This window comes from Aliirhizobium cellulosilyticum (assembly GCF_014198105.1).
In the GTDB taxonomy this organism is placed as follows: domain Bacteria; phylum Pseudomonadota; class Alphaproteobacteria; order Rhizobiales; family Rhizobiaceae; genus Neorhizobium; species Neorhizobium cellulosilyticum.
In genome coordinates, this window is record NZ_JACIGW010000002.1 from 1,138,608 (window position 1) to 1,162,515 (window position 23,908).

Sequence of the window (23,908 nt, forward strand, 5' to 3'; positions counted from 1 at the left end):
CGTATATGCAGGACACGAATTATTGTCCTCAACCATTAGCCCCGAGCACTTGCGCGACGCTGGAGAATGACATGCCGCTGCTGATGATACTCGATTATATGGGCGTTGCGGTATTTGCAGCAACCGGCGCGCTTGCCGCCTCGCGCAAGGAACTCGATCTCATCGGCTTCCTTTTCTTTGCCGCGGTGACCGGATCGGGCGGAGGAACCGTGCGTGATCTGATCCTCGGTCGCCCGGTGTTCTGGGTCATCGATCCGATCTACATTCTCATCTGCGTCGCCACCGGCGCCTTCGTCTATTTCACCGCCTATTACGTGGAATCGCGTTACAAGCTGCTTTTGTGGCTGGATGCGATCGGCCTTGCCGCCTACTGCGTGCTCGGCGCCGCCAAGGGCATGGCCGCAACCGGATCGCCAACGATTGCGATCGTCACCGGCGTGATGACCGCGACCCTGGGCGGCGTGTTACGCGACGTTCTGGCAAACGAGCCCTCGGTACTGTTGCGTCCGGAAATCTACATCACGTCAGCGCTTGCTGGAGCCGCAACCTTTACGGCCGTACACGCCATGGGCCAGCCGCTTTTCGTCAGCGCCGGCTGCGGTGTGGTGATTTCCTTTGCGCTCCGCGGCGGCGCGCTCCACTACGGCTGGACCCTGCCGCGCTATATGTCGCGACCAGGCAGGCCTCCCGAAGAGGCTCTGAAGTCAAGCAAAAGGAAAAAACGCCGCTAGAGCTGCCTCAATGCAATTTCAGCAAAACCGGTGCCCGGTTTTGCCGGGATGCCCTCAAGCGTCAGGAGCGCTTTTCGCGCAGGCGGATGACGACGTCCACATGGGCGATCTCCATGCCTTCCGGAGGTTCCGGCAGGTTGCCGATCTCCAGGTTGCCAACAGGAAGGTCCATGACCTCATTGCGGCCTTCGATGAAGAAATGGTGGTGGTCCGACGTGTTGGTGTCGAAATAGGTCTTGGCGCCTTCGACGGCGAGAACGCGGATCAGGCCGGCTTCGGTAAATTGGTGAAGCGTGTTGTAGACGGTTGCCAATGAGACCGGCACGCCTGCGATGATCGCTTCCTCGTGCAGTTCCTCGACCGTCAGGTGGCGGTCACCCTTGGCAAAAAGAAGATCGCCCAGCGCGACGCGCTGCCGTGTCGGCCGCAGGCCATGATGGCGCAACTTCACTTCGATTTCGGGTATGGCTTCTGCCATTCTGATCTGGAGCTCCTGCAACTCGCGATACTTCTCAAGTTTCGGATATAACTTTTGGCGGCTTGAGTTTCAACAGTTTCCCGCGTCGGATGCGCACGCAATGCCGCAAATATTCGGATTTTATGCCCGTCCCTCTGGTTTGCACGCTCCGGTTCCTATATGCGGACGTGACAAAATGATGTTCCAAGGCCCAATATCCCGGACCCGGAATGTTCAACGCTTCAATCATGGCTGTGCCTGAAACAGGGCTTGGCCCGCCTGACCTAGCGATCATAGGGGATGCGGAATTCGATGACGACCAGACAATCCAGCTTCAATTACGAAGAAATTCTCGCCTGCGCACATGGTGAGCTCTTCGGGCCGGGTAACGCGCAATTGCCGCTGCCGCCGATGCTGATGGTCCACCGTATCACCGATATTTCAGAGACCGGCGGCGCTTTCGACAAGGGCTACATTCGCGCGGAATACGACGTGAAGCCTGACGACTGGTACTTCCCCTGCCATTTCGAAGGCAACCCGATCATGCCGGGCTGCCTCGGCCTCGACGGCATGTGGCAGCTGACCGGCTTCTTCCTCGGCTGGCTGGGCGAAGAAGGCCGCGGCATGGCGCTTTCGACCGGCGAAGTGAAGTTCAAGGGCATGATCCGCCCGACCACCAAGCTTCTCGAATTCGGCATCGACTTCAAGCGCGTCATGAAAGGCCGGCTCGTGCTCGGCACCGCTGACGGCTGGCTGAAGGCCGATGGAGAAACTATCTATCAGGCAACCGACCTTCGCGTCGGCCTGTCCAAGGACAAGACGGCCTGAGGCAAACTCAAGGCCAACTGACGGAAACAACAAGGGTTACAGCAAATGAGACGGGTAGTTGTCACGGGCCTCGGTATCGTGTCCTCGATCGGTAACGACGCAGGCGAAGTCACCGAATCCTTGAGGGCTGCGAAATCCGGCATCTCCTTTTCTCCCGATTTCGCGGAGCACGGCTTCAAGTGCCAGGTCTGGGGAAAGCCGAATATCGACACGACGGAACTCGTCGATCGCCGCGCCATGCGCTTTCTTAGCCAGGGCGGCGCCTGGAACCATGTCGCGATGAAGCAGGCGCTGGCAGACAGCGGCCTGGAAGAAAAAGATTATGCCGAAAACGAGCGTGCCGGCATCATCATGGGTTCGGGCGGTCCTTCTACCCGCACGCTGATCGAAGCCGCCGACATCACGCTCAAGAACAACAGCCCGAAGCGTATCGGCCCGTTCGCCGTGCCGAAGGCGATGTCCTCCACGGCATCGGCAACGCTTGCCACATGGTTCAAGATCCACGGCGTCAACTACTCGATCTCGTCGGCCTGCTCGACCTCGGCACATTGCATCGGCAATGCTGCTGAAATGATCCAGTGGGGCAAGCAGGACATCATGTTCGCCGGCGGCCACGAAGATCTCGACTGGACCATGTCGAACCTGTTCGACGCGATGGGCGCCATGTCTTCGAAGTATAACGATAACGCAGCCAATGCCTCGCGCGCCTATGACGCCGATCGCGACGGTTTCGTCATCGCCGGCGGTGCAGGCGTGCTGGTTCTCGAAGAGCTGGAACATGCCAAGGCTCGTGGCGCCAAGATCTATGCCGAAATCACCGGTTACGGCGCAACGTCGGACGGCTACGACATGGTCGCTCCGTCGGGCGAAGGCGCGATCCGCTGCATGCGCCAGGCACTGTCAACGGTGAAGGGCGAAGTCGATTACATCAACACCCACGGCACCTCGACGCCGGTAGGCGACTCGAAGGAAATCGGTGCGATCCGCGAAGTCTTCAAGGACAAGATCCCGCATATCCAGTCGACCAAGTCGCTGACCGGCCATTCGCTCGGTGCTGCCGGCGTGCAGGAATCGATCTACGGCCTTCTGATGATGCAGGCCGGCTTCATCGGCGAAAGCGCGCATATCCAGAACCTCGATCCCGAATTCGACGGCGTGCCGATCGTGCGCAAGCGCATCGACAATGCCAAGATCGACACGGTTCTGTCGAACTCGTTCGGTTTCGGCGGCACCAACGCAACGCTCGTATTCCAGCGCTACAACGGATAAACCCATGACGGGTATCATGCAGGGGAAGCGCGGCCTCATCATGGGGGTCGCGAACAACCATTCGATCGCCTGGGGCATTGCAAAAGCCTTGTCCGCCCAGGGCGCGGAACTGGCCTTCACCTATCAGGGTGAGGCCTTGGGCAAGCGGGTAAGGCCGCTTGCGACAGAAATCGGCTCCGATTTCGTCATCCCCTGCGACGTTGAAGACTTGCACTCGGTCGACGCGACCTTCGCGGCGATCAGAGAGCGCTGGGGCTCCTTCGATTTCCTCGTTCATGCGATCGGCTTTTCCGACAAGAACGAGCTGAAGGGCCTTTATGCCGACACCACGCGCGAAAACTTTTCCCGCACAATGGTGATTTCCTGCTTTTCCTTCACCGAGATTGCCAAGCGGGCGGTCGAGCTGATGCCTAACGGCGGCTCGCTGCTGACGCTGACCTATAACGGCTCGCAACGCGTCATTCCCAATTATAACGTCATGGGCGTCGCCAAGGCTGCTCTAGAGGCCTCGGTGCGCTATCTGGCGGCCGACTACGGCCCGCGTGACATCCGCGTCAACACGATCTCCGCCGGCCCCGTGCGCACGCTTGCCGGAGCGGGTATTTCGGATGCCCGTGCGATCTATTCCTGGAACCGGGAAAACGCCCCCTTACGCCGTACCGCTACGATCGAGGATATCGGCGGCTCTGCGCTTTATCTCCTCTCCGACCTTTCGCGCGGCGTGACCGGCGAAGTGCATTACGTGGATGCCGGCTACAGCATCACCTCGCTGCCGACCCTCGACAAGCTGCGCCGGGCCGACACCGAGTAAGCCAAGCTTCTCGTATTGCGTTCTAAGGCTTGAGATCAATCCGTTTGAGCTCCTCAGCGGCTTGGGCGTTCCCCGCCTCTGCGGCCTCTTTCAGCAACAATTTGGCTCTCTTCGGATCTTCCGCTTCGATTAGCTGCGCCAGCTTCCATTTAGCCCAGTGATCATTTGTCTTCGGCAGGCTGCGCTCAAAATAGCGGCGCGCAAGCGCGACATCCTTCTTGATGCCCTCGCCATCGGCAAGCATGAAGGCCAGCATGTGATAGCCCCAGATATTGTCGTTTTCGGCCGCGACGCGATACCAGATGGCGGCGATTGCGGGATCGGCTGCGACAGCGATGCCCTTCTGGTAACACCAGCCGACCTTGAGCTGGCCATGCTTGTCGTTCCTGGCCGCCGCCTTCATGTACCACTGAAATGCCTGTATCGGGTCGGGAGCGAGGCCTTGGCCGTTTTCGAAGATCTCACCGAGCTTGTAGGCGGCGGCTATATTGCCCTTGTCTGCGGCAAGCCGGAAATAGTGGGCAGCAAGCCTCTGGTCGGCCGGACCCGCCGCCTTGCGTCCCTGATGCATCTCGGCGGCGTTATACCATTCCCAGGTGATACGCGCGGAATCAGAGAAGGCCGCATTCGTGGCGGCAAGCCATATAACAATAACCGCGATCAACCGTTTCATTCACGCGCCCCACACCACCGAATGCAACCTTAATTTGCATTCGGTGAATTAGGCAAGGGATGGAAACGATCGAGCTTTCTCGAAGCGCCTTGGCGGCTACTTCTTGCCCCACATGACCTTGAATTTCGAGTTACGGCAGGTTTCGCCGTATTCGCGGAAGGCTTCGGCGAGCACCGGCTCGTAAGGCAGGCCGCGATTGGCGACCATCATCAGGCGACCGCCCTGCTTGAGCGCGGCAGCGGCGGTGCGGATCATCGTGCGACCCAGTTCCGGATCGGCAGCCTGCGCTTCGTGGAAGGGCGGGTTCATGATGACCATGTCATACTTCTCCTTCGGCGGCTCGGCTCCGAGATCCTGCCAGAAGAAGCGTGCCTGCAGATCGGGGCAATTATGCGCAAGGTTCTGCTTGGCGAATTCGAGCGCCCGATAATCGGCCTCGAACAGGTCGATGCGGTTCACGCGCGGCGACTTTTCCGCCAGCATCACCGAGAGATAACCCCAGCCCGCTCCAAAGTCGGCAACATTGCCGTCGAAATCGGTCGGGAAGCGGCTTGCGAGCAGCTCGGAGCCCGCATCAACGCGATCATGGCTGAACATGCCCGGAGCCGCCTGGAAGCGCCCCTCGACTGTTACAGCGGTCTTCTTCAACGCCTTGATCGCATCGCTTGCGTCTTCCGGCCGTGCGAACCAGATGGCGACACCGTGATATTTCGGTGCGTAGTCGAGAATGATGCCGAGTTTTAGCAGCATGGTGCGGATCGGCTGGATGCCGTCTTCCTTGCCGCCAGCAACCACGATCAGGCCGCCGACCTTTACGCGCGCCAGAGCTTCCGCAATGCGGTTCTCGTTGTCACCGCGATGCTTGCCGCACAGAACCAGCGCACCGTCATAATCCTCGCCCTCTGCTTCAGGAAAGGCGTCGTTGCGCAGGGCGCGGAACAGCGGGCGGAACGGCTGTACGGAGGTGATTTCCGCGTCAAAGCCTTCCGGCCTTGCATTGCCGGCCTCGGCGCCGAGAAAGATCACCCGCTCGCCTTCGCCGGGCATGGGTACGGCATCGGTAACGAAGGGATGGAAGAGAGTTTTCAGGGCGTCGCGGCTCATGGATGCGGACCTTAAGTGAGTAGTGTGTGCGTCTACGAATAAAGAAAAGGCGCGGAAGAAGAAACTTCCGCGCCCCTGATTTCAATCAAGCGAAAGCTTATTCGGCGGCTGCGTCGCCGTCGGCCTTCTTGATTTCCTCGCCGGTGGCCTGGTCGACGACCTTCATCGAGAGACGAACCTTGCCGCGCTCGTCGAAGCCCATCAGCTTGACCCAGACCTTGTCGCCTTCCTTGACGACGTCAGAGGTCTTGGCAACTCGCTCGGAAGCGAGCTGCGAAATGTGGACCAGACCGTCGCGGGCGCCGAAGAAGTTGACGAAGGCGCCGAAATCGGCGGTCTTCACAACGGTGCCTTCGTAGATCACGCCGACTTCCGGCTCGGCAACGATCGAGTGGATCCACTTGCGGGCCGCTTCGATTTCCTTGCCCGACGAAGATGCGATCTTCACGGTGCCGTCGTCTTCGATGTTGATCTTGGCGCCGGTCTTTTCGACGATTTCGCGGATGACCTTGCCGCCCGAACCGATGACTTCACGGATCTTGTCGACCGGGATGTTCATCACTTCGATGCGCGGTGCGAATTCGCCGAGCTGCGAACGGCCTTCGGAGATGGCATTGGCCATTTCGCCGAGAATGTGGGTACGACCGCCCTGTGCCTGGGCAAGTGCGACCTTCATGATCTCTTCGGTGATACCGGCGATCTTGATGTCCATCTGCAGCGAGGTGATGCCGTCGGCGGTACCTGCAACCTTGAAGTCCATGTCGCCGAGGTGGTCTTCGTCGCCGAGGATGTCGGAGAGAACGGCAAAGCGTTCACCTTCGAGGATCAGGCCCATGGCGATACCGGCAACCGGCTTTGCCAAAGGAACGCCGGCGTCCATCAGAGCGAGCGAGGTGCCGCAGACGGTTGCCATCGAGGACGAGCCGTTCGACTCGGTGATCTCGGAGACGACGCGCAGCGTGTAGGGGAACTGTTCAGCCGAAGGAAGCATCGGGCGGATAGCGCGCCATGCGAGCTTGCCGTGACCGATTTCGCGGCGGCCCGGGGAGCCCATGCGGCCGGTTTCACCAACGGAATAGGGCGGGAAGTTGTAATGGAGCAGGAAGCGCTCCTTGTACATGCCCGTGAGGCTATCGACATACTGTTCGTCTTCGCCGGTGCCGAGCGTGGCAACAACGATCGCCTGCGTTTCACCGCGGGTGAACAGAGCCGAACCGTGGGTGCGCGGCAGGAGGCCGACTTCCGAGACGATCGGGCGGACGGTGACGAGGTCACGGCCATCGATACGGCTCTTGGTGTCGAGAATGTTCCAGCGAACGATTTTCGCCTGCAGGTGCTTGAAGACGGAGCCGATGACTTCGGCAGTGTACTTCGGCTCTACGCCTTCCGGGAAGAAGTGAGCCTTGACCTTTGCCTTGACGGCGTCGACTGCAGCGTAACGATCAGCCTTCTGGGTGATCTTGTAGCCTTCGCGCAGCTCGGCTTCGAACAGCTTGAGCATTTCGGCTTCGAGTTCGGAATAGTCTTCCGGCTGGAAGTCGCGGGGTTCCTTGGCAGCCACTTCAGCGAGCTTGATGATCGCGTCGATGACCGGCTGGAAACCCTTGTGGCCGAACATGACGGCGCCGAGCATGACGTCTTCGTTCAGTTCCTTGGCTTCCGATTCAACCATCAGGACGGCGTCCTGGGTGCCGGCGACGACGAGGTCAAGAACCGATTCTTCCATCTCGTCGAGATGCGGGTTCAGGACATATTCGCCGTTGATGTAGCCGACGCGTGCGCCGCCGACCGGGCCCATGAAGGGAACGCCGGACAGGGTAAGCGCTGCAGAGGTTGCAACCATGGACAGGATGTCCGGGTTGTTCTCGAGGTCATGCTGGACGACGGTAACGACGACCTGGGTGTCGTTCTTGTAGCCTTCCGGGAAGAGTGGACGGATCGGGCGGTCGATCAGGCGCGAAACCAGCGTTTCGTTTTCCGACGGACGACCTTCGCGCTTGAAGTAGCCACCCGGGATCTTGCCGGCGGCATAGGTCTTTTCCTGGTAGTTGACGGTCAGCGGGAAGAAGTCCTGGCCCGGCTTCGGCGCCTTGGCCGAAACGACAGTGGCGAGAACGACGGTTTCGCCGTAGGTAGCGAGAACGGCGCCGTCAGCCTGGCGGGCGATCTTGCCCGTTTCCAGCTTCAGCGTACGGCCGGCCCATTCGATTTCGACGGAGTGGGTATTGAACATATATTGTCCTTCAACGCGGGAAACGGCGTCTCGCCCCGGCTTTTCCAGCTAAGGGGCGGCAACACACTTCACCGCAGTCATTGCGACACATCACGGGCAAGACAACGAGAGGCTTTTTGAACTGACCGAAGCCGTTTTCGGCTCCGGTCAAAAGCATCCTGCAATCCTGCCCCATGACAGGTCTGGTTTTGGTGGCGAAACCGGCCCATCCGGGTCCGCCTCAGTCTGGCACCCCAAAAGGGGCCGAAATAGCGATCCGGCGGGTTCTTCCGAGGAGGAACCCGCCGAGAACTTGTTAGCGGCGCACGCCCAGGCTGGTGATCAGCTTGGTGTAACGGGCTTCGTCCTTCTTCTTCAGGTAGTCGAGAAGCGAACGGCGGCTCGAAACCATGGTCAGAAGGCCACGACGGGAGTGGTTGTCCTTCTTGTGACCCTTGAAGTGTTCCGTCAGATTGTTGATCCGCTCGGTAAGGATGGCAACCTGGACTTCCGGAGAACCGGTATCGCCTTCGACGGTTGCGTATTCCTTGATGAGTTCGGCCTTGCGTTCTGCAGTGATCGACATCGTCTGATCCTTTATAGTGGAGAGGAAATAGGGTCGCCAAAGGCCGGGATGTCGTCCAGCCTTGGCCGTGAATGCAAAGTGTTGCCCGAAGGCAGCCCTTTGGCTGGCGCTGCCTATAGACCATTCAAGCTCTAATTGGAAGAGGTGCCACGCCGGATCAGCCGAACACGCGCTTCGGGCGGAACTCGCCCTGGCCGATCTCGCCGATGGCGATCAGCTTGCCGCGGACGGTGGCATAGGCTTCCGGCTCTTCGACGGGCACGTCGCGGCCGCGCAGGATGATCGGATTGCCCATCTTGATGCGGTGCGCCTGTTCTTCCGTCACCGGCAGATGCGGCAATGAGGAGAGCGCCTCGGCGGTATCGATCAGATAGGCGTCGAGAGCGGCAAGCCGCTCGTCGCGGTCCTCGATCTCTTCCAGCGCCACCAGATCGGCAAGCGGCACCATCTTGTCCTCGCCGAAGGGCGCGACGAAGGTGCGGCGGAGATTGGAAATATGACCGTAGCAGCCGAGTTCGCGGCCGAAATCGCGGGCAAGCGAGCGCACATAGGTGCCCTTGCCGCATTCGACCTCGAAATGCGCCTCGTTCTGCGTCACGCCAAGCAGCGTCAGACGGAATATTTCGACTTCGCGGGCCGGGATTTCGACGGTCTCGCCGTCACGGGCGAGATCATAAGCGCGCTCGCCGGCGATCTTGATTGCCGAAAACTGTGGCGGGATTTGTTGAATGACGCCGGTATAGTTCGGCAACAGATCGCGGATCGCCTGTTCGGCCGGGCGCGTGTCGGAGGAAGCCGTCACCTCGCCTTCCAGATCGTCGGTCGAGCGTTCCTCTCCCCAGGTCACGGTGAATTCGTAGATCTTGCGACCGTCCATGACGTAAGGCACGGTTTTCGTCGCATCGCCCAGCGCAATCGGCAGCATGCCGGAGGCAAGCGGATCGAGCGTGCCGGCGTGACCGGCCTTCTGGGCGTTGAGCAGCCACTTGATCTTGGACACGGCTTCGGTCGAACCGAAGTCCACCGGCTTGTCGAGGATAAGCCAGCCGGAAACCGCCCGGCCCTTGGGTTTGCGTGGTTTGGACATGCGTTCTCTTTAGTAGATTATTCTTTGTCTTCGTCTGTCGCACCAAGATCCCGCTGGACCTCGGGCGAACGCAGGAGCTCATCGATCTTCTTGTAGTTGTCGAAGCTGGTATCGTCGCGGAAGCGGACTTCCGGCATGTATTTCATCTGCCGAAGCTGGCCGCCGAGCCGGCCGCGAATGAATTTCGCGTTACGGTTCAACGCTGCAATCACGGCCTCATGGTCTGGAAGACCGAGCGGCGTTACATACGCGGTCGCAATCTTCAGGTCGGGTGACATGCGCACTTCCGAAACGGAGATAACGGTCTTTTCGAGCAGGTCGTCGCGCACTTCGCCGCGCTGCAGGACCTGGGTGATGGCGGCGCGAACCTGTTCGCCAACGCGAAGCATGCGCTGGGACGGCGCCGAAGATGTAGCCTTTGCCATGTCTTGTTCTCTTTGCTAACGCCGCCGGGGTTCGTCCCGCCAGGGTGAGACCCTTGGGCGCCTTTTCAATCAAGGGCGTCAAATGACCCAGAGCCGGCCAAAGGTCAAGGCGCAGGTGCCGATAAATCGCGCCCCGCCACCGCAGGACGCAGGTTGTATCCCTCAGAGACGGATGACGAGGTCAGGCCTTATTAGAACAGGGCGTCGTCGATATCGTCGTCGCTCATGACAGCCGCAACAACGGCCGCTTCGACAGGAGGCGCGGTGCCCAGAACAGCCGCATGCAGTTCACGTTCGGAAACCATGGTGTAAAGCTTGCCGATGCGGGCGCCGAGATCGGCAAGTACCGGTTCCAGGTCGGCGGAGAGTTCGGCCGCCTCGACCATCGATATCTCGTCGGCGCAATTGCGCAGCACTTCGCCGAGTTCCGCCTTGAAATTAAGGCGCGACAAGGAGTGTTCCATCTGATCGATGGCGACGCCGCTCTGCTCGCTCAGCCCATCCATTTCTGCATCCATCCGATCGCCGACGTCGCGGATGCTCTGCATTGCCCTTGCCAGCCGATCGTCCAGCAGTTCCTGGCTATCGCCTTCATGACCGATATTCAGTTTGTCGGAAGCCGTTTCCAGGGTCTTCAGCTCGGCCAGCACCTTCTCTGCCGTTTCGTCCAGCTGTGCCGCAAAATTGCGCAGTTCGGCAGTGACGACATTGAGTGCCTTGCCGTGTTCGCCGATCTTGCCGCAGCGCAAATTGGTGTTCAGCGCCATATAATGAATGTCGGTGCGTACCAGTTGGAGCAGACCGACACCATTGATCAGTTCGCGAACCGTGGTTCCGGTCGAGCGGCTGAGTTCGCCCGCCTCCAGCGCCACTGCCTCGATTTCCTGGACAGCCTCGCGCGCTACGCCGACATTGGCTTCAAGCCGGCGCATCGCGTTATCGCCGCCGCCTTCGGTCATCATCCGGCGCAAACCATCAATCTCCCCGAGATCGGAACGGAAGCTTGCTACGGTCTCGACGATCGTCATCGTATCGCGATCGAAATCGTCGATTGACTGGCTGAGCTGCAGAGCGACAAGATTGGTGATGATTGACGACAGGTTTTCCCGGTCGGCCGGCGCCAGCATTCCGGCCTCAGTTTCAAGGTAACCGTCGAGAAGCGTCAAGGTGCTCTGGCAGTGTTCGATGCGCTGGCGGGTGATATCGCCGATCTGCATGGCAGATAGAACGGAAGCCAGCTTGCCCTGAATGCCGGCCGCGATCTGGCGCACGCGCGCCGCGCGCTCGACCAGTACTTTCTGCTGAGCGCTGATCTCGGCGCCCCCGGTCGAAAGACCGGTCACGATGCCCGGAATGGTCGCTTCATAACGCTCAACCGTTGCGGCGCCGCGCTCCATGACCGAACCCAGGCCCAAACCGAGAGACTTCAACTTGTCGCCGAACTCGTTCACCTGCCTTGTCCCGGTCTGGATGCGTTCGAGAATTTCTTCAGCGAAACCTGCGAAATCAGGAATGCCCGCGCCGGTGATCTTGGCTGTCACCGCAAAGGTGCGCAGGTAGCGCATGGTTTCCTGCATATCCGCCACATGCGGTCGCAGATTGCGTTCCGCCCCGGAAATATCGACAAAACCGGCCTGACGCGCGGTCTCGATTGCGCTGAGTTCGGAAAGCCGGCCGACGGTTTGCTGCAATTCGGCCATGGTGGCATTGGCCGTTTCCTCGTCGAGCGATCCGGTAATCTGGTCGAGCGATCCGATCAGCTTGTTGAGAACGTCGAGAACGGAAAGAAGTGCTGCCCCCCCGTCGAGAAAGCGCTCTTCGATACGGGACCTCGCGGTCTCCATTCGCTCAACAAGACCAGAAACCGAGGCCGAGCCTTCATAAGGCTCAGCTCTGTTCACCAAAACTGCCGCAACTGCCACTTCGGCCACCCTTCACGTTCTGCCGGGGTTTTCCACCCTTATCGGCAACGATTTGCCCTGTTCATTATGGGACAACTCTCCGCCGGCAGTGAAAGCCGGGCACGGGTTGTCCTCACATGCAAGAAATCTGCCCCGGCGACAGTTAACCGGGTCAAAACACCCCTTTGGTTTCAGTGCTCGTGGTTAATTTTCGGGAGATATGAACATTAGCTAAACGCTAATTGTGACTAATGCACATGAAAACTCACTGGCACCAATTAACCTCTGGTTAAGCATAGTGTCTCAAATTTGGCAGACCATTTCAGCACATTCTAAGGCTTTTGGAGTAGGTATGGATATTGCCAGTCAAAATGAAGCATGCCTCCGCTTGCCCGAAAATCTGACGGTCCGGGCTATCGTGCCCATACGCGAGGATATGCTGAAATTCATCGATGCACACGAGGCCGCCAAGATCGAGCTTTCGGATGAGGTGCAGGTCGATATCAGCTTCATTCAGATGGTCGAGGCCGCCCGCGTTTATGCCGGGACGGCTGGCAAGATCATCACGCTTGCGCAGCCGGCAAGCGGTGTACTTCTCGAAACGCTCCGCAGAAGCGGCTTCCTGGAAGGCATGTCGGACGACGACGCGAAATTCTGGCTTCATCAAGGGAAAATTCAATGAGTGCCAACATCCTGACCGTCGATGACTCGGCGAGCATTCGCCTGACCACGAGGGTCGCGCTGACCAATGCCGGCTACCAGGTTACGGAAGCCGTCGACGGGGTCGATGGCATTGCCAAGCTGAATGCAGGGCAGTTCGATCTGGTCATCACCGACCTCAACATGCCCAATATGGACGGCCTGACGATGATCCGGGAATTGCGCAAGCTGCCCGCACATATGGGTGTGCCCGTCATCTTCCTCACCACCGAGTCCGACGGTGAAATCAAGCAGCAGGCCAAGGCTGCCGGTGCAACGGGCTGGCTCACCAAGCCCTTCGACCCGGAAAGCCTGGTCAAGATCGCCAGGAAGGTGCTCGGCAAATGAGCTTCCCTGATCCTATCGCGGTATTCAGAACAGAAGCAGCCGAGCTTCTGGAACAGATCGAGGCAGGGCTTCTCGATCTCAATGTGAATCTCGGCGACAAGGATCAGGTCGACGCGGTCTTCCGCGGCCTCCATACGCTCAAGGGCTCCGGTGCCATGTTCGGCTTCGAGGCGCTTGCGGCCTTTACCCACCATTGCGAAACGGCCTTCGACCGGGTGCGCAAGGGCGAGGTTCCGGCAACCCATGCGCTCGTTACCGCCGTTCTCGAAGCCAAGGATCACATGCGCGCGCTGGTGGAGACACCTGCCGGCGATCATGAAGCAGTGAGCGAGGTACTGCTTGCCAATCTGCGCCACGCCGTCGACGGCAGCGGCGATCCGGCAGCAGCATCTGTTTCTGCGGCTCCAGCCAAGACACTGTTCAAGATCCGTTTCAGCCTGCCGCAGAATGCCATGGCCAACGGCACCAATCCGCTGCCGCTGCTCGACGAGCTGCGCGATCTCGGAACCTGCCGCATTGTCGCCGACCGTTCCGGCATTCCCGCGCTCGATGAACTCGTGCCGACCGACCTGCATGTTTCCTGGGATGTCGAGCTTCTGACCGATCAGCCGCGTTCCGCGATCGATGACGTGTTCATCTTCGTCATGGACGATATGGAACTGGCCGTCGAAGAGATCGCAGTTGCGGCACAAACGCCAACTGTCGCAGCACCGGCACCTGTTGCAGCGGCTGCGCCCGTCGCGGCCGAACCGGTTGCTTCCGCACCACCGACAGCCGCGGCAACAACGGCACCGCCTCCGGGCGACGCCAAGGCCGCCAAGGCGAATGAAAATGTCCGCGTTCCGGCCGAAAAGCTCGACGAACTGATGGACCGGGTCGGTGAATTGGTGATTGCCCAGTCGCGACTCTCTCAGCTGGCAGGCGGCAGCGGCGATCTCACGCTTCGTGCCGTGTCCGAAGACGTCGAACGTCTTTCCGGCGAGCTGCGCGACACGATGATGGTCCTGCGCATGGTGCCGGTTACGCATCTGTTCAGCCGCTTCCGCCGCCTGGTCCACGATCTGGCGAACGAAACCGGCAAGAGGATCGAACTTGTCACCGAGGGCGAAACCACGGAAGTAGACAAGAGCGTCATCGAACGCTTGGCAGATCCACTGGTGCATCTGGTCCGCAATTCCTGTGACCACGGTCTCGAGACACCGGAAGATCGACTTGCAGCGGGCAAGACAGAAGCCGGCCATATCCACTTGTCCGCCCGCCAGCAGGCCGGCGAAGTGATTATCACGATCAAGGATGACGGTCGCGGCATCAACAAGGAGCGGGTTCGCGCCAAGGCGGAATCCTCCGGTCTCATAGCCGCCAATGCCAGCCTCAGCGATCAGGAACTCTACCAGCTGATCTTCCAGCCGGGCTTTTCGACAGCGAGCCAGGTCACCAACCTGTCGGGCCGCGGCGTCGGCATGGACGTGGTAAAGCGCACCATCGACGCGCTCCGCGGCACGATCAATGTCGTCAGCCGTCCGGGAGAAGGTTCGGAGATTTCGCTCGCCATCCCGCTGACGCTTGCCATCATTGACGGCCTGCTCGTGCGTGTCGGAAACGGCCGCTACGTCATCCCGCTTTCGGCGGTCGAGGAATGCCTCGAGCTCTCGATCGAGGAAGACATGCGCTCTCGCGGTCGCAGCTTCATCTCTCTGCGCGACAGCCTCGTTCCCTTCCTTCGCCTGCGCGATCTATTCCGCACAAACACGACGCCCGATCCCTTCCAGAAGGTGGTCGTCATATCCACCGGTTCGGAACGCGTCGGCCTGGTCGTCGACCAGATCATCGGCGACCATCAGACGGTCATCAAGGGCATGTCGAAGCTTCACCATGACGTGGCGACCTTCTCAGGCGCCACCATTCTAGGCGACGGCGATGTCGCTCTTATTCTCGATGTCGGCCACCTCGTCGCCGAGGGCCAGCAGCAGGAGGCGCATCTGCGCGCAGCCGGATGAACCAAGCCTTAGCAAAACTTTCGGAAGATCTGTGGGAAGGACGCGACGAACTCGAGGTGCTTACCTTCGAGATCGCCGGCGAAACCTTCGCGCTCGAAGCCTTCATCGTTCAGGAAATCCTTGATCTCTTGCCGGAAACCAGTGTTCCGGGCGCCAAGGCCTTTGTCGGTGCCGTGATCAACTTCCGCGGCAAGGTCATTCCGCTTGCCGATATCCGCCTCGCTTTCGGCATGGAGGCGACGAAGCCGACCATCGACAGCCGGATCATCGTCATCGAGATCGAAATCGATGGGGAGCCGGTACTTGCAGGTATCCGCACAGACAAGGTGAATGAAGTCACCACGCTTTTGCAATCCGCCAGCGAACCGCCGCCAAGTGTGGGCATGCGCTGGCGCCCGGATTTCATCAACTGCCTCGTGAAGCGGGGAAGCGAATTCATCATCGTTCCCAATCTGCAGGTCATCTTTTCGGCCAGACACGAGCGTTCCGCAACCGCGCCGACCCACGGTTGATCATATTTGACGGAGATTACATATGCGTGCCTCGATCAAGTTAAAGCTCGCTTCGGCCTTCGGCTTCATTATCATGATGCTGATTGTGACTGCCGGTTATGGCATTTTCAGCCTCGGCAACCTCAACGATACTCTGGAACAGGTTATCCAGGGTCCGGCGACGCGTCTCAAGCTGACGCAGACGCTCAATGCCGAACAATTGCAGCAGCTTCGCCAGCAGAAAAACCTTCTGCTCGCTTCCACTCATGCTGACATGCAACGCTACATCGAAAGCAACGACGCGGCACGTAAGGCCTATGACGAAAGCTTTCAGATGATCCAGGCGCGCGCGACCGAGCAGGGCAAGGTCTACTGGGACAAACTTTCTGGCTTCACCGCAGAATTCCGCAAACAGGACGATCGCATCCGCGCCCTTATGCTGGCAGGCGACCAGACCGGTGCCAATCAGGTCTCCAGCAACGAAGCACGCGTAGTGATCAACCAGATCGACGCTCTTCTCGCAGAAGTCATCAAGCTTGAGGACAGCCGCCTTCAGGCCGCTGACGAACAGGCTGATGTCGACTATGCGCAGACCCGGATGATCATGATCTCGGTTGCTGCGGCGGCCTTTCTGATCGCAACGCTTGCCGCGCTTTGGATCGCGCTGAGCATCAACAAGGGTCTGCGCAACGCAGTCAGCGCGGTGCAGAACGTTGCCGAAGGCGATCTTACCCGCTTTGCGACAATTTCCAGCAAGGACGAGATCGGCGACCTGCTCACTTACGTCAACACGATGATCGAGCGCCTGCGCGGCGTGGTCGGTGATGCGCTGTCGGCCTCCGACAACGTCTCTTCGGGCAGCCAGGAACTTTCGGCAAGCTCCGAACAGCTTTCGCAGGGCGCGACCGAACAGGCATCCTCGGCCGAAGAAGCCTCCGCCTCGATGGAAGAGATGGCTGCCAATATCAAGCAGAACGCCGACAACGCTGCCCAGACGGAAAAGATCGCGCGTCAATCCTCAAGGGATGCAGAAGCCTCTGGTCAGGCCGTCAACCGTGCCGTCGGCGCGATGCGGACGATCGCCGAAAAGATTTCCATCGTTCAGGAAATCGCCCGTCAAACAGATCTTCTGGCCCTTAACGCCGCGGTCGAGGCTGCACGCGCCGGCGAACACGGCAAGGGCTTTGCGGTCGTTGCTTCGGAAGTGCGCAAGCTCGCCGAGCGTTCTCAGGCTGCCGCCGCTGAAATCAGCGCGCTTTCGGGTGATACCGTTCAGGTCGCAACCGAAGCCGGCGAAATGCTGAACCGCCTCGTTCCGGACATCCAGAAGACCGCTGAACTGGTCTCGGAAATCTCCGCCGCCTGCCGCGAGCAGGATATTGGTGCTTCGCAGATTAACGAAGCCATCCAGCAGCTCGACAAGGTGACCCAGCAGAATGCCGGCGCATCGGAAGAAATGTCGGCAACGTCGGAAGAGCTCGCCTCCCAGGCTGAAGAGCTTCAGGCATCGATCGCCTTCTTCCGCGTCGATCAGGCGGGCGCAAAACCGGCACCCAAACGGTCTGCCGCCCCTGCCCCGCGCGCTGCTGCAAAGCCCGCCTACCGGGCACCGGCTCAGAGCGGCCATTCCGTCCATGCTCAACAGGCCAAGGCCAAGGGCTTTGCGCTCGACATGTCGATGGGCGGCCCGGACGCGGACGACCAGCACTTCCGCGAAAGCGCTTGAGACAAATTAGCTGGTCCGGGCCGCCCTTGTGGCCCGGACCACCGCCGCCGTGTGTATGCGTCGACGTCAGACCGGTTTGAATTGAGGTTCCGGGGCGAATGTCTTGCCCGAATACCGATCCATTCAGCTTTCACCATCGAGGTTGAAAGCTCCACGTCGCCATCCATGCATATCGGGGTATTTCCTTGCGCTTCACCATCAAACTCAAGCTGGCCTTGTCTTTCGGACTGATGATTGTCCTTCTGGCATTGACCGCCGGTTACGGCATCTTCAGCCTCTCCAACCTCAACACCGCGATCTCTGAACTCATCGCGGGCCCCGCAAAGCGGCTCGAACATGCGCAGAATGTCGGCGCGCTGCAGCTGCGCATCGTCCGCGCCCAGATGAACATGGCCACAGCGACCACCTCCGCTGATGTCGACAGCTATCTCAAGGCCAGCGACACCAACCGTGTGAAATTCAAGGAAGAGATCGCATGGCTGATTGCAGCCGCAACTTCCGATGAAGGCCGCAAGTCCTGGCAGGATGTCGGCGATCTCGGTGACAAGCTGTTTGCGATCGATGACAAAATTCGCGAACTGGCTAAATCCGGCAACGGCGCCGAAGCAGTGCGGCTGGCGACGACCGAAGGTCGCTCAACGGTCGACGCGATCGAAGAGTTGGCAAATGCACGCGCCGATGCAAGCCGCGCGGCCATGCAGAAGGCCGATGCGGACACCAACGATCAGTATACAACAACCCGCAACTTCATCGTCGGCCTGGCCGCAATCGCACTGCTCATCGCAATCGTTGCAGCTCTGTGGATTGCACTCAGCATCAGCAACGGTCTGCGGAAGATCATGGGCGTTGCAGAGGCCGTTTCGATCGGCGATCTCAACCAGGACGTCCAGATCAAGTCCAACGATGAAATCCGCGATCTGGTCAACACCATCAACGTGATGACCGCCAATCTGCGCAATACGGCTGATATCGCCGACCAGATTGCCAATGGCAACCTGACCGTCACGCCGAAGCCGCTTTCCGACAAGGATACGCTCGGCATCGCACTCGAAAGCATGGTCCAGCGCCTGCGCGGCGTCGTGGCCGACGCGCTTGCCGCTGCCGACAACGTTTCGTCCGGTAGCCAGGAACTGTCCTCCAGCTCGGAACAGCTCTCGCAGGGTGCAACCGAGCAGGCATCGTCGGCCGAAGAGGCTTCCGCCTCGATGGAACAGATGGCCGCCAACATCAAGCAGAACGCCGATAACGCTGCCCAGACGGAAAAGATTGCCCGCCAGTCCTCCAAGGATGCAGAAGCATCCGGCGAGGCGGTGGCCCGTGCCGTCGGCGCGATGCGCACGATTGCCGAGAAGATTTCGATCGTACAGGAAATCGCCCGCCAGACCGACCTTCTCGCGCTGAATGCCGCCGTCGAAGCCGCGCGTGCCGGTGAACACGGCAAGGGTTTTGCCGTCGTCGCTTCGGAAGTCCGCAAGCTCGCCGAGCGTAGCCAGGCTGCCGCTGCCGAAATCAGCTCGCTCTCCGGCGAGACGGTGCAGACAGCTGCCGAAGCCGGCGACATGCTGAACAAGCTGGTGCCTGCGATCCACAAGACCGCCGAACTGGTTTCGGAAATCTCCGCCGCCTGCCGCGAGCAGGATATCGGTGCCAGCCAGATCAACGAAGCCATCCAGCAGCTCGACAAGGTGACCCAGCAAAACGCCGGCTCGTCGGAGGAAATGTCCTCGACCTCTGAAGAACTTGCTGCCCAGGCCGAAGAGCTGCAGGCCTCGATCTCCTTCTTCAAGGTCGATCAGGCCGGCTCCCGCACCCGCGCGGCACCGGCTGCCAAGGCACCGGCCTACAAGCCTGCCCCGCAGGCACAGCGGACGAGTGCCTCATCGGCGAACGGCATCAAGTCGCAACAGGCCCGCGCCAAGGGTTTTGCCCTCGACATGTCGATGGGTGGCCCCGATAGCGACGACGCCGATTTCCGGGAAAGCGCTTAAACCATGGCCGCATCATCTGAATCCCAGTTCGTAACTTTCAGTCTCGGCGAGGAGATCTTCGCCGTGCCTGTCGAGGTGGTGCGGGAAATCCTCGACCACGAGGACGCCTTCAAGATCCCGCACGGGCCGGATTATCTTCTCGGCCTGCGCGATGTCCGCGGACAGGGCGTGCCGATCATCGATCTTCGGATCCGGCTCGGCATGAGCCCGACCGCACGGACGCCGCATACGCGCATGCTGGTTCTCGACGTGCCGATCGGCGACAAGGTTCTGGCGCTCGGGCTGGTCGCCGATCGCGTCTATGAAGTCGTGCCGTTCCGGTCCGAGCAGATCGAAGATGCGCCGGATATCGGTATTCGCTGGCGATCAGACTATATCGCCGGCGTGGTGCGCAAGGATGGCGGCTTTGTCGTCATCATCGATCTCGCGCGGCTATTTTCCGATACCGGCCCGGCGCTTGCCGGCGTCGCGCCCAGATCACAGGTTGCATGACGGATCCCAGCGTGAACGCAGCATTAAAGACACAGCCACTGGACGATCAGCTCAGCAAGCGCAATTTCGAGGCGCTGTCGAAATTCATCTACAGCTACAGCGGCATCAAGATGCCGCTGAGCAAGTCCACCATGCTCGAAGGCCGGCTTCGCCGCCGGCTGCGGGTAACGGGCATCGCCACTTTCGACGACTATTGCGACTATCTCTTCAATCAGGGCGGCATCGAGCGCGAGGCCATCTACCTGATTGATGCGGTCACGACCAACAAGACAGACTTCTTCCGTGAGCCAAAGCATTTCGACTACATGCGGGATGTGGCGCTTGGCGATATCATGCGGCAGTTTTCCGAGCGACGACTCCGCATATGGAGTTCCGCCTGCTCGACGGGGGCTGAGCCCTACACGCTGGCCATGGTGATGTCCGATTACCTGCAATCGCAGGCGCCGGACCGGGACTATTTCATCCTGGCGACGGACCTTTCCACCGATGTGCTGCAGAAGGCGCAGAAGGGCATTTATTCGTCCGACATGATGGCGCCTGTACCGCCCGACATGATGCGCCGCTATGTCATGCGGGCGGCCAATGCGCATCGGCAGGAAATGCGGGTCGCGCCGATGCTGCGCCAGAAGGTCGGATTCGCCCGAATGAACCTGATGGACGCAAAGTATCCGATCGGCGATCCGATGCACATCATCTTCTGCCGCAACGTGCTGATCTATTTCGACAAACAGACCCAACAGCAGGTCCTGACCCGGCTATGCAACAGCCTGGTACCTGGCGGTTACCTGTTCATCGGTCATTCGGAAACCGTCAGCGGCTTCGATCTGCCCATCCGGCAGGTCGCCAACACAATCTTCAAGCGGATATAGGCAAAGCATGGGCGGTAAAATTCGTGTCCTGATCGTCGACGACTCGGCGAGCGTGCGGCAGACGCTCTCGACTCTTTTGTCGGAAGACCCGGATATCGAGATCATGGGGGTCGCCAACGACCCGTTCATGGCCGCCAAGAAACTGCGCGACGAAATACCGGACGTCATCACGCTCGATGTCGAGATGCCGCAGATGGACGGCATCACCTTCCTGCGCAAGCTGATGTCGCAACATCCTATCCCGGTTGTCATGTGCTCGTCGCTGACAGAAACCGGCTCGGAGACACTGATGCAGGCGCTTGAGGCCGGTGCGGTCGATATCATCCTCAAACCCAGGATCGGGGCTGCCGACCATCTGGCCGAACATGCCGAACAGATCCGCCAGACGGTGAAGGGTGCGGCGCGCGCCAGCGTTTCCAAGCTGCGGGCGAGCCGCCTGAAGGAACGTCCCGTCCAGGGCAAGCTGACGGCCGATGCCGTACTGCCGCCGCCGAAGATCGGCGCGATGGCGAAGACGACGGAAATGGTCGTCTGCGTCGGCGCCTCGACCGGCGGCACCGAAGCGCTGCGCGAACTGCTGGAAGCGCTGCCGGCAAATTCGCCGGGCATGGTCATCGTCCAGCACATGCCGGAAAAGTTTACCGCCGCCTTTGCCAAGCGCTTGAACAGTCTTTGCGAAGTCGAGGTGAAGGAAGCCGTCAACGGCGACCCTGTCCTGCGCGGCCATGTGCTGATCGCGCCGGGCGACAAGCACATGCTGCTGGAGCGCCGCGGCGCACGCTACGAGGTTTCCGTCCGGGAAGGCCCGCTGGTCAGCCGGCACCGGCCCTCGGTCGACGTGCTGTTCCGCTCCGCCGCACGTTCCGCCGGCGCAAACGCGATGGGCGTGATCATGACCGGAATGGGCGACGACGGCGCGCGCGGCATGAACGAAATGCACCAGGCCGGCGCATTCACGGTGGCGCAGGACGAGGCAAGCTCGGTCGTGTTCGGCATGCCGAAGGAAGCCATCGCCCATGGCGGCGTCGACCGGATCGTCCCGCTCGACCAGATCGCGCGGGAAATACTGGCGGCGGACAAGCGGCGGTAACGCCTGACGCCGCGCAGCTTACTCTTCGAAAATAGCCTCGATCCTGCGCTCCAGCACGCGGGCAATGGCAAATGCCAGCGGCAGGCTTGGATCGTAACGCTCGTTTTCGATCGCGTTGACCGTCTGGCGCGATACAGAAAGCCGAGCCGCAAGCTCACTCTGCGACCAGCCTTTCTCGATGCGGAGAGCCTTCAACCTGTTCTTCATCGAAAGCGCCGGGCACTGATCAGGCCGCCGACCATCCAAAGCACCGCCATCAGCGGCCAGACGAAAAACATCGAAAGCTTCGGGTAGCCGACATTTTCGAGAAACCCGTAGCTGAAGGTGACCAGAGCGGTTCCAGCAAAGGCCAATGACAGTGCTTCCAGCTGGATCCGGTGCTGAAGTTCATCAGACGACCTCACCTGCCTCATGACGGACAGCGCCACAGCCGCCCCCGGCAACATAGGCGTCAGCGCAACAACGGTTTTCCAACCACCCTCAATCTCGCTGATATTGAGAAACCATACGGATCCGACCAGCACGACCATATAGGCGGCCATGCTCGCGCTGAATTCGACAATGAAACGACCTCTGTGCATATCTCGCTCCTGTAAAGCGTCCTTTACATAGCGAGACAATCATCATGTCAAGCTTGCTTTACATTTCGATCCGAGAGGAATGAGAGGTAATATTTGCTTTGCGGTCTAAACGGGCGTTGCCTCACCCGCATCTATCGCATCGGTAATCACAGCAAGTGATCATCAAGTTTTTTAGGCTAAGCCACGCATGACAGCCTCCCGACTCATGTTATGTCAGTTGGCGACAAAATGTTTCGCGAGTCTCCTATGGATGTCTCCCAAGCCGCGATTGACGCGTTGGTTGCAGCGCCGACCGAGAGTTTGAAAGTAGAGCTAAAAAGATGGCTTGACCTCGATAGTTCGCGGGGTCAAGCAAAGATTGCTATCGGTTGCATGGCTCTGCGCAACCGAGACGGCGGCTATCTCATCATAGGCTTCGATGACAAGACATTGTCGCCTGACGAGGCTGATAGGCCTGCCGACGTTCAAGCCGCCTTTCATCCTGACAAGGTTCAGGAGATCGTTTCTCGTCACTCCTCCGATTTGTTCGAGATTAAAGTTCGATATGGAGTGAGAGACGGCTTGCTTTACCCAGTCCTCATAGTAGATGAAGGTGTTCGAGTGCCCGTCGCCGCAAAACGCGAGTTGATGGATGAAGCGAAAACCAGACATCTCGTCAGACAGGATGCTGTATATTTCCGCACATTAAGGTCTAATGGGATGGTCAGTTCATCTGCGGCTACGCATGCCGATTGGAATGACATCTTGGATATCTGTTTCGAGAACCGCGAAGCAGACATAGGGAGGTTCCTACGCAGGCATCTTGGTCAGAATTCAGCCCATCTTTTTTCGGGTCAACCGATTGAAGAACCCGACGCTGCTCTTCGTCGCCGCGCGTTCGAATTATTGGACAGCGGTCTGAAGAAACAAAAAGCAGTATTCGAAAGTGAGGAGTTTCAAGAACGATCGACTCGCTTTCACCAGCTTGGCAGATGGAGTGCGGCACTTGTCTTGGACCCACCACTTATAGCGGATGATTCATCCCTTGAGTTCTACCGAACCGTAACTTCTTCCAATCCTAGATATACCGGATGGCCGATTTGGCTCGACTCTAGTGGATTTGCAGTAGCGGAGTACCGCCCGCGCAAAAAGGACAAGGGGTGGGAGTCAGTTATTGTCAGCAACAATCAAAGTTGGTCGGACCATGCCGATTTTTATCGATTTCATGCACGGGGAGATTTCTTTTTGTCACGCGTCATGGAAGATGATCTGACCGACAAGGTGGAACCGCACACTGCGTTCGACGCTGGGCTAACGATTTATCGAGTAGCTGAAACCATTGCGGTAGGTCTCGCTTTTGCGAAAGCACTTCATGTCTCTGATAATACGCGTCTTGCTTTCGCTTTCAGGTGGGATGGAATCTCAGGACGCGAGCTTCGCGCATGAGCCAATCCGATGCGGTATTTCTCATCATGGGGTATCGCCCATGATAACGTTCTAGATGGGTATACGGTAGTCCCTAATGAAACTTCTCCGTCCGCAATCGCACTTTACGTAAAGGAAG

At 59.4% G+C, this 23,908-nt stretch carries 24 protein-coding genes; 14 read left to right on the forward strand and 10 right to left on the reverse strand.

Annotated features, from left to right (window positions below; translation table 11 throughout):
• The first annotated feature begins 71 nt into the window (after nucleotides 1-71).
• Nucleotides 72-731, forward strand: a complete 660-nt coding sequence (locus tag GGE33_RS14315; protein WP_148146258.1) for a trimeric intracellular cation channel family protein — start codon at nucleotides 72-74, stop codon at nucleotides 729-731.
• A gap of 61 nt (nucleotides 732-792) precedes the next feature.
• Here the strand turns inward: GGE33_RS14315 and irrA are convergent, their stop codons facing one another.
• Nucleotides 793-1,209 (reverse strand): iron response transcriptional regulator IrrA, encoded by a 417-nt coding sequence (gene irrA / locus GGE33_RS14320; RefSeq protein ID WP_148146259.1) that lies wholly within the window; start codon nucleotides 1,207-1,209, stop codon nucleotides 793-795.
• Nucleotides 1,210-1,500: 291 nt separating this feature from the next.
• Here irrA and fabA point away from each other — a divergent pair, with 291 nt between their 5' ends.
• From fabA to fabI, 3 genes are read left to right on the forward strand one after another with little or no spacing between them, the layout of a single operon-like run.
• Entirely contained in the window at nucleotides 1,501-2,016 is a 516-nt protein-coding gene (gene fabA, locus GGE33_RS14325; RefSeq protein ID WP_148146260.1) for a 3-hydroxyacyl-[acyl-carrier-protein] dehydratase FabA, read from the forward strand.
• 45 nt (nucleotides 2,017-2,061) lie between these two features.
• A complete protein-coding gene (fabB, locus tag GGE33_RS14330) occupies nucleotides 2,062-3,285 on the forward strand; it encodes a beta-ketoacyl-ACP synthase I (protein WP_183823971.1) in 1,224 nt (407 codons plus the stop codon).
• A 4-nt stretch (nucleotides 3,286-3,289) separates the two neighbouring features.
• Entirely contained in the window at nucleotides 3,290-4,096 is an 807-nt protein-coding gene (gene fabI / locus GGE33_RS14335; RefSeq protein ID WP_148146261.1) for an enoyl-ACP reductase FabI, read from the forward strand.
• A gap of 22 nt (nucleotides 4,097-4,118) precedes the next feature.
• On the opposite strand, the gene GGE33_RS14340 is transcribed toward fabI, so the two are convergent.
• The 7 genes from GGE33_RS14340 to GGE33_RS14370 all read right to left on the reverse strand — a co-directional run bounded on the left by GGE33_RS14340 (nucleotide 4,119) and on the right by GGE33_RS14370 (nucleotide 12,027).
• Nucleotides 4,119-4,769, reverse strand: a complete 651-nt coding sequence (locus tag GGE33_RS14340; protein WP_183823973.1) for a tetratricopeptide repeat protein — start codon at nucleotides 4,767-4,769, stop codon at nucleotides 4,119-4,121.
• A gap of 96 nt (nucleotides 4,770-4,865) precedes the next feature.
• On the reverse strand, nucleotides 4,866-5,873 hold the full coding sequence (locus GGE33_RS14345; RefSeq protein ID WP_183823975.1) for a class I SAM-dependent methyltransferase: 1,008 nt from the start codon (nucleotides 5,871-5,873) through the stop codon (nucleotides 4,866-4,868).
• Nucleotides 5,874-5,970: 97 nt separating this feature from the next.
• Complete coding sequence (gene pnp / locus GGE33_RS14350; protein ID WP_183823977.1) at nucleotides 5,971-8,106, reverse strand: polyribonucleotide nucleotidyltransferase; 2,136 nt, start codon at nucleotides 8,104-8,106, stop codon at nucleotides 5,971-5,973.
• A gap of 295 nt (nucleotides 8,107-8,401) precedes the next feature.
• Nucleotides 8,402-8,671, reverse strand: a complete 270-nt coding sequence (rpsO, locus tag GGE33_RS14355; RefSeq protein ID WP_112459048.1) for a 30S ribosomal protein S15 — start codon at nucleotides 8,669-8,671, stop codon at nucleotides 8,402-8,404.
• A 157-nt stretch (nucleotides 8,672-8,828) separates the two neighbouring features.
• Nucleotides 8,829-9,758 (reverse strand): tRNA pseudouridine(55) synthase TruB, encoded by a 930-nt coding sequence (gene truB, locus GGE33_RS14360; protein ID WP_148146265.1) that lies wholly within the window; start codon nucleotides 9,756-9,758, stop codon nucleotides 8,829-8,831.
• Nucleotides 9,759-9,775: 17 nt separating this feature from the next.
• Nucleotides 9,776-10,183 carry a 30S ribosome-binding factor RbfA gene (gene rbfA / locus GGE33_RS14365; RefSeq protein ID WP_148146266.1) on the reverse strand — a complete coding sequence of 136 codons (408 nt, stop codon included), beginning with the start codon at nucleotides 10,181-10,183 and terminating at the stop codon, nucleotides 9,776-9,778.
• A 191-nt stretch (nucleotides 10,184-10,374) separates the two neighbouring features.
• The gene (locus tag GGE33_RS14370) at nucleotides 10,375-12,027 is read right to left on the reverse strand and encodes a hypothetical protein (protein ID WP_183833761.1); all 1,653 of its coding nucleotides are present in this window, start codon (nucleotides 12,025-12,027) and stop codon (nucleotides 10,375-10,377) included.
• 493 nt (nucleotides 12,028-12,520) lie between these two features.
• Here GGE33_RS14370 and GGE33_RS14375 point away from each other — a divergent pair, with 493 nt between their 5' ends.
• The 9 genes from GGE33_RS14375 to GGE33_RS14415 all read left to right on the forward strand — a co-directional run bounded on the left by GGE33_RS14375 (nucleotide 12,521) and on the right by GGE33_RS14415 (nucleotide 21,784).
• Nucleotides 12,521-12,766, forward strand: coding sequence for a hypothetical protein (locus GGE33_RS14375; RefSeq protein ID WP_183684904.1), 246 nt, complete (start codon nucleotides 12,521-12,523; stop codon nucleotides 12,764-12,766).
• Nucleotides 12,763-13,131 (forward strand): response regulator, encoded by a 369-nt coding sequence (locus tag GGE33_RS14380; protein WP_148146269.1) that lies wholly within the window; start codon nucleotides 12,763-12,765, stop codon nucleotides 13,129-13,131. Before GGE33_RS14375 ends, GGE33_RS14380 begins: the two co-directional genes overlap by 4 nt.
• The gene (locus GGE33_RS14385; RefSeq protein WP_183823981.1) at nucleotides 13,128-15,128 is read left to right on the forward strand and encodes a chemotaxis protein CheA; all 2,001 of its coding nucleotides are present in this window, start codon (nucleotides 13,128-13,130) and stop codon (nucleotides 15,126-15,128) included. Before GGE33_RS14380 ends, GGE33_RS14385 begins: the two co-directional genes overlap by 4 nt.
• Nucleotides 15,125-15,640: a chemotaxis protein CheW gene (locus tag GGE33_RS14390; protein WP_148146271.1), complete on the forward strand. Its 516-nt coding sequence runs from the start codon at nucleotides 15,125-15,127 to the stop codon at nucleotides 15,638-15,640. The genes GGE33_RS14385 and GGE33_RS14390 overlap by 4 nt, the downstream gene beginning before the upstream one ends.
• A gap of 22 nt (nucleotides 15,641-15,662) precedes the next feature.
• Nucleotides 15,663-17,345 carry a methyl-accepting chemotaxis protein gene (locus GGE33_RS14395; RefSeq protein ID WP_148146272.1) on the forward strand — a complete coding sequence of 561 codons (1,683 nt, stop codon included), beginning with the start codon at nucleotides 15,663-15,665 and terminating at the stop codon, nucleotides 17,343-17,345.
• Nucleotides 17,346-17,530: 185 nt separating this feature from the next.
• Nucleotides 17,531-19,333 carry a methyl-accepting chemotaxis protein gene (locus GGE33_RS14400; protein WP_183823983.1) on the forward strand — a complete coding sequence of 601 codons (1,803 nt, stop codon included), beginning with the start codon at nucleotides 17,531-17,533 and terminating at the stop codon, nucleotides 19,331-19,333.
• Between the two features lie 3 nt (nucleotides 19,334-19,336).
• Nucleotides 19,337-19,825, forward strand: coding sequence for a chemotaxis protein CheW (locus tag GGE33_RS14405; protein WP_183823985.1), 489 nt, complete (start codon nucleotides 19,337-19,339; stop codon nucleotides 19,823-19,825).
• The gene (locus GGE33_RS14410) at nucleotides 19,822-20,694 is read left to right on the forward strand and encodes a CheR family methyltransferase (RefSeq protein ID WP_183823987.1); all 873 of its coding nucleotides are present in this window, start codon (nucleotides 19,822-19,824) and stop codon (nucleotides 20,692-20,694) included. The genes GGE33_RS14405 and GGE33_RS14410 overlap by 4 nt, the downstream gene beginning before the upstream one ends.
• Nucleotides 20,695-20,701: 7 nt before the next feature.
• The gene (locus tag GGE33_RS14415; RefSeq protein ID WP_183823989.1) at nucleotides 20,702-21,784 is read left to right on the forward strand and encodes a protein-glutamate methylesterase/protein-glutamine glutaminase; all 1,083 of its coding nucleotides are present in this window, start codon (nucleotides 20,702-20,704) and stop codon (nucleotides 21,782-21,784) included.
• 18 nt (nucleotides 21,785-21,802) lie between these two features.
• Here the strand turns inward: GGE33_RS14415 and GGE33_RS14420 are convergent, their stop codons facing one another.
• Nucleotides 21,803-21,991 carry a helix-turn-helix transcriptional regulator gene (locus tag GGE33_RS14420; RefSeq protein ID WP_183823991.1) on the reverse strand — a complete coding sequence of 63 codons (189 nt, stop codon included), beginning with the start codon at nucleotides 21,989-21,991 and terminating at the stop codon, nucleotides 21,803-21,805.
• Nucleotides 21,988-22,365, reverse strand: coding sequence for a hypothetical protein (locus GGE33_RS14425; protein ID WP_183823993.1), 378 nt, complete (start codon nucleotides 22,363-22,365; stop codon nucleotides 21,988-21,990). The genes GGE33_RS14420 and GGE33_RS14425 overlap by 4 nt, the downstream gene beginning before the upstream one ends.
• A gap of 246 nt (nucleotides 22,366-22,611) precedes the next feature.
• On the opposite strand from GGE33_RS14425, the gene GGE33_RS14430 reads away from it, so the two are divergent.
• Entirely contained in the window at nucleotides 22,612-23,790 is a 1,179-nt protein-coding gene (locus tag GGE33_RS14430; protein ID WP_183823995.1) for an ATP-binding protein, read from the forward strand.
• Nucleotides 23,791-23,908 lie beyond the last annotated feature (118 nt).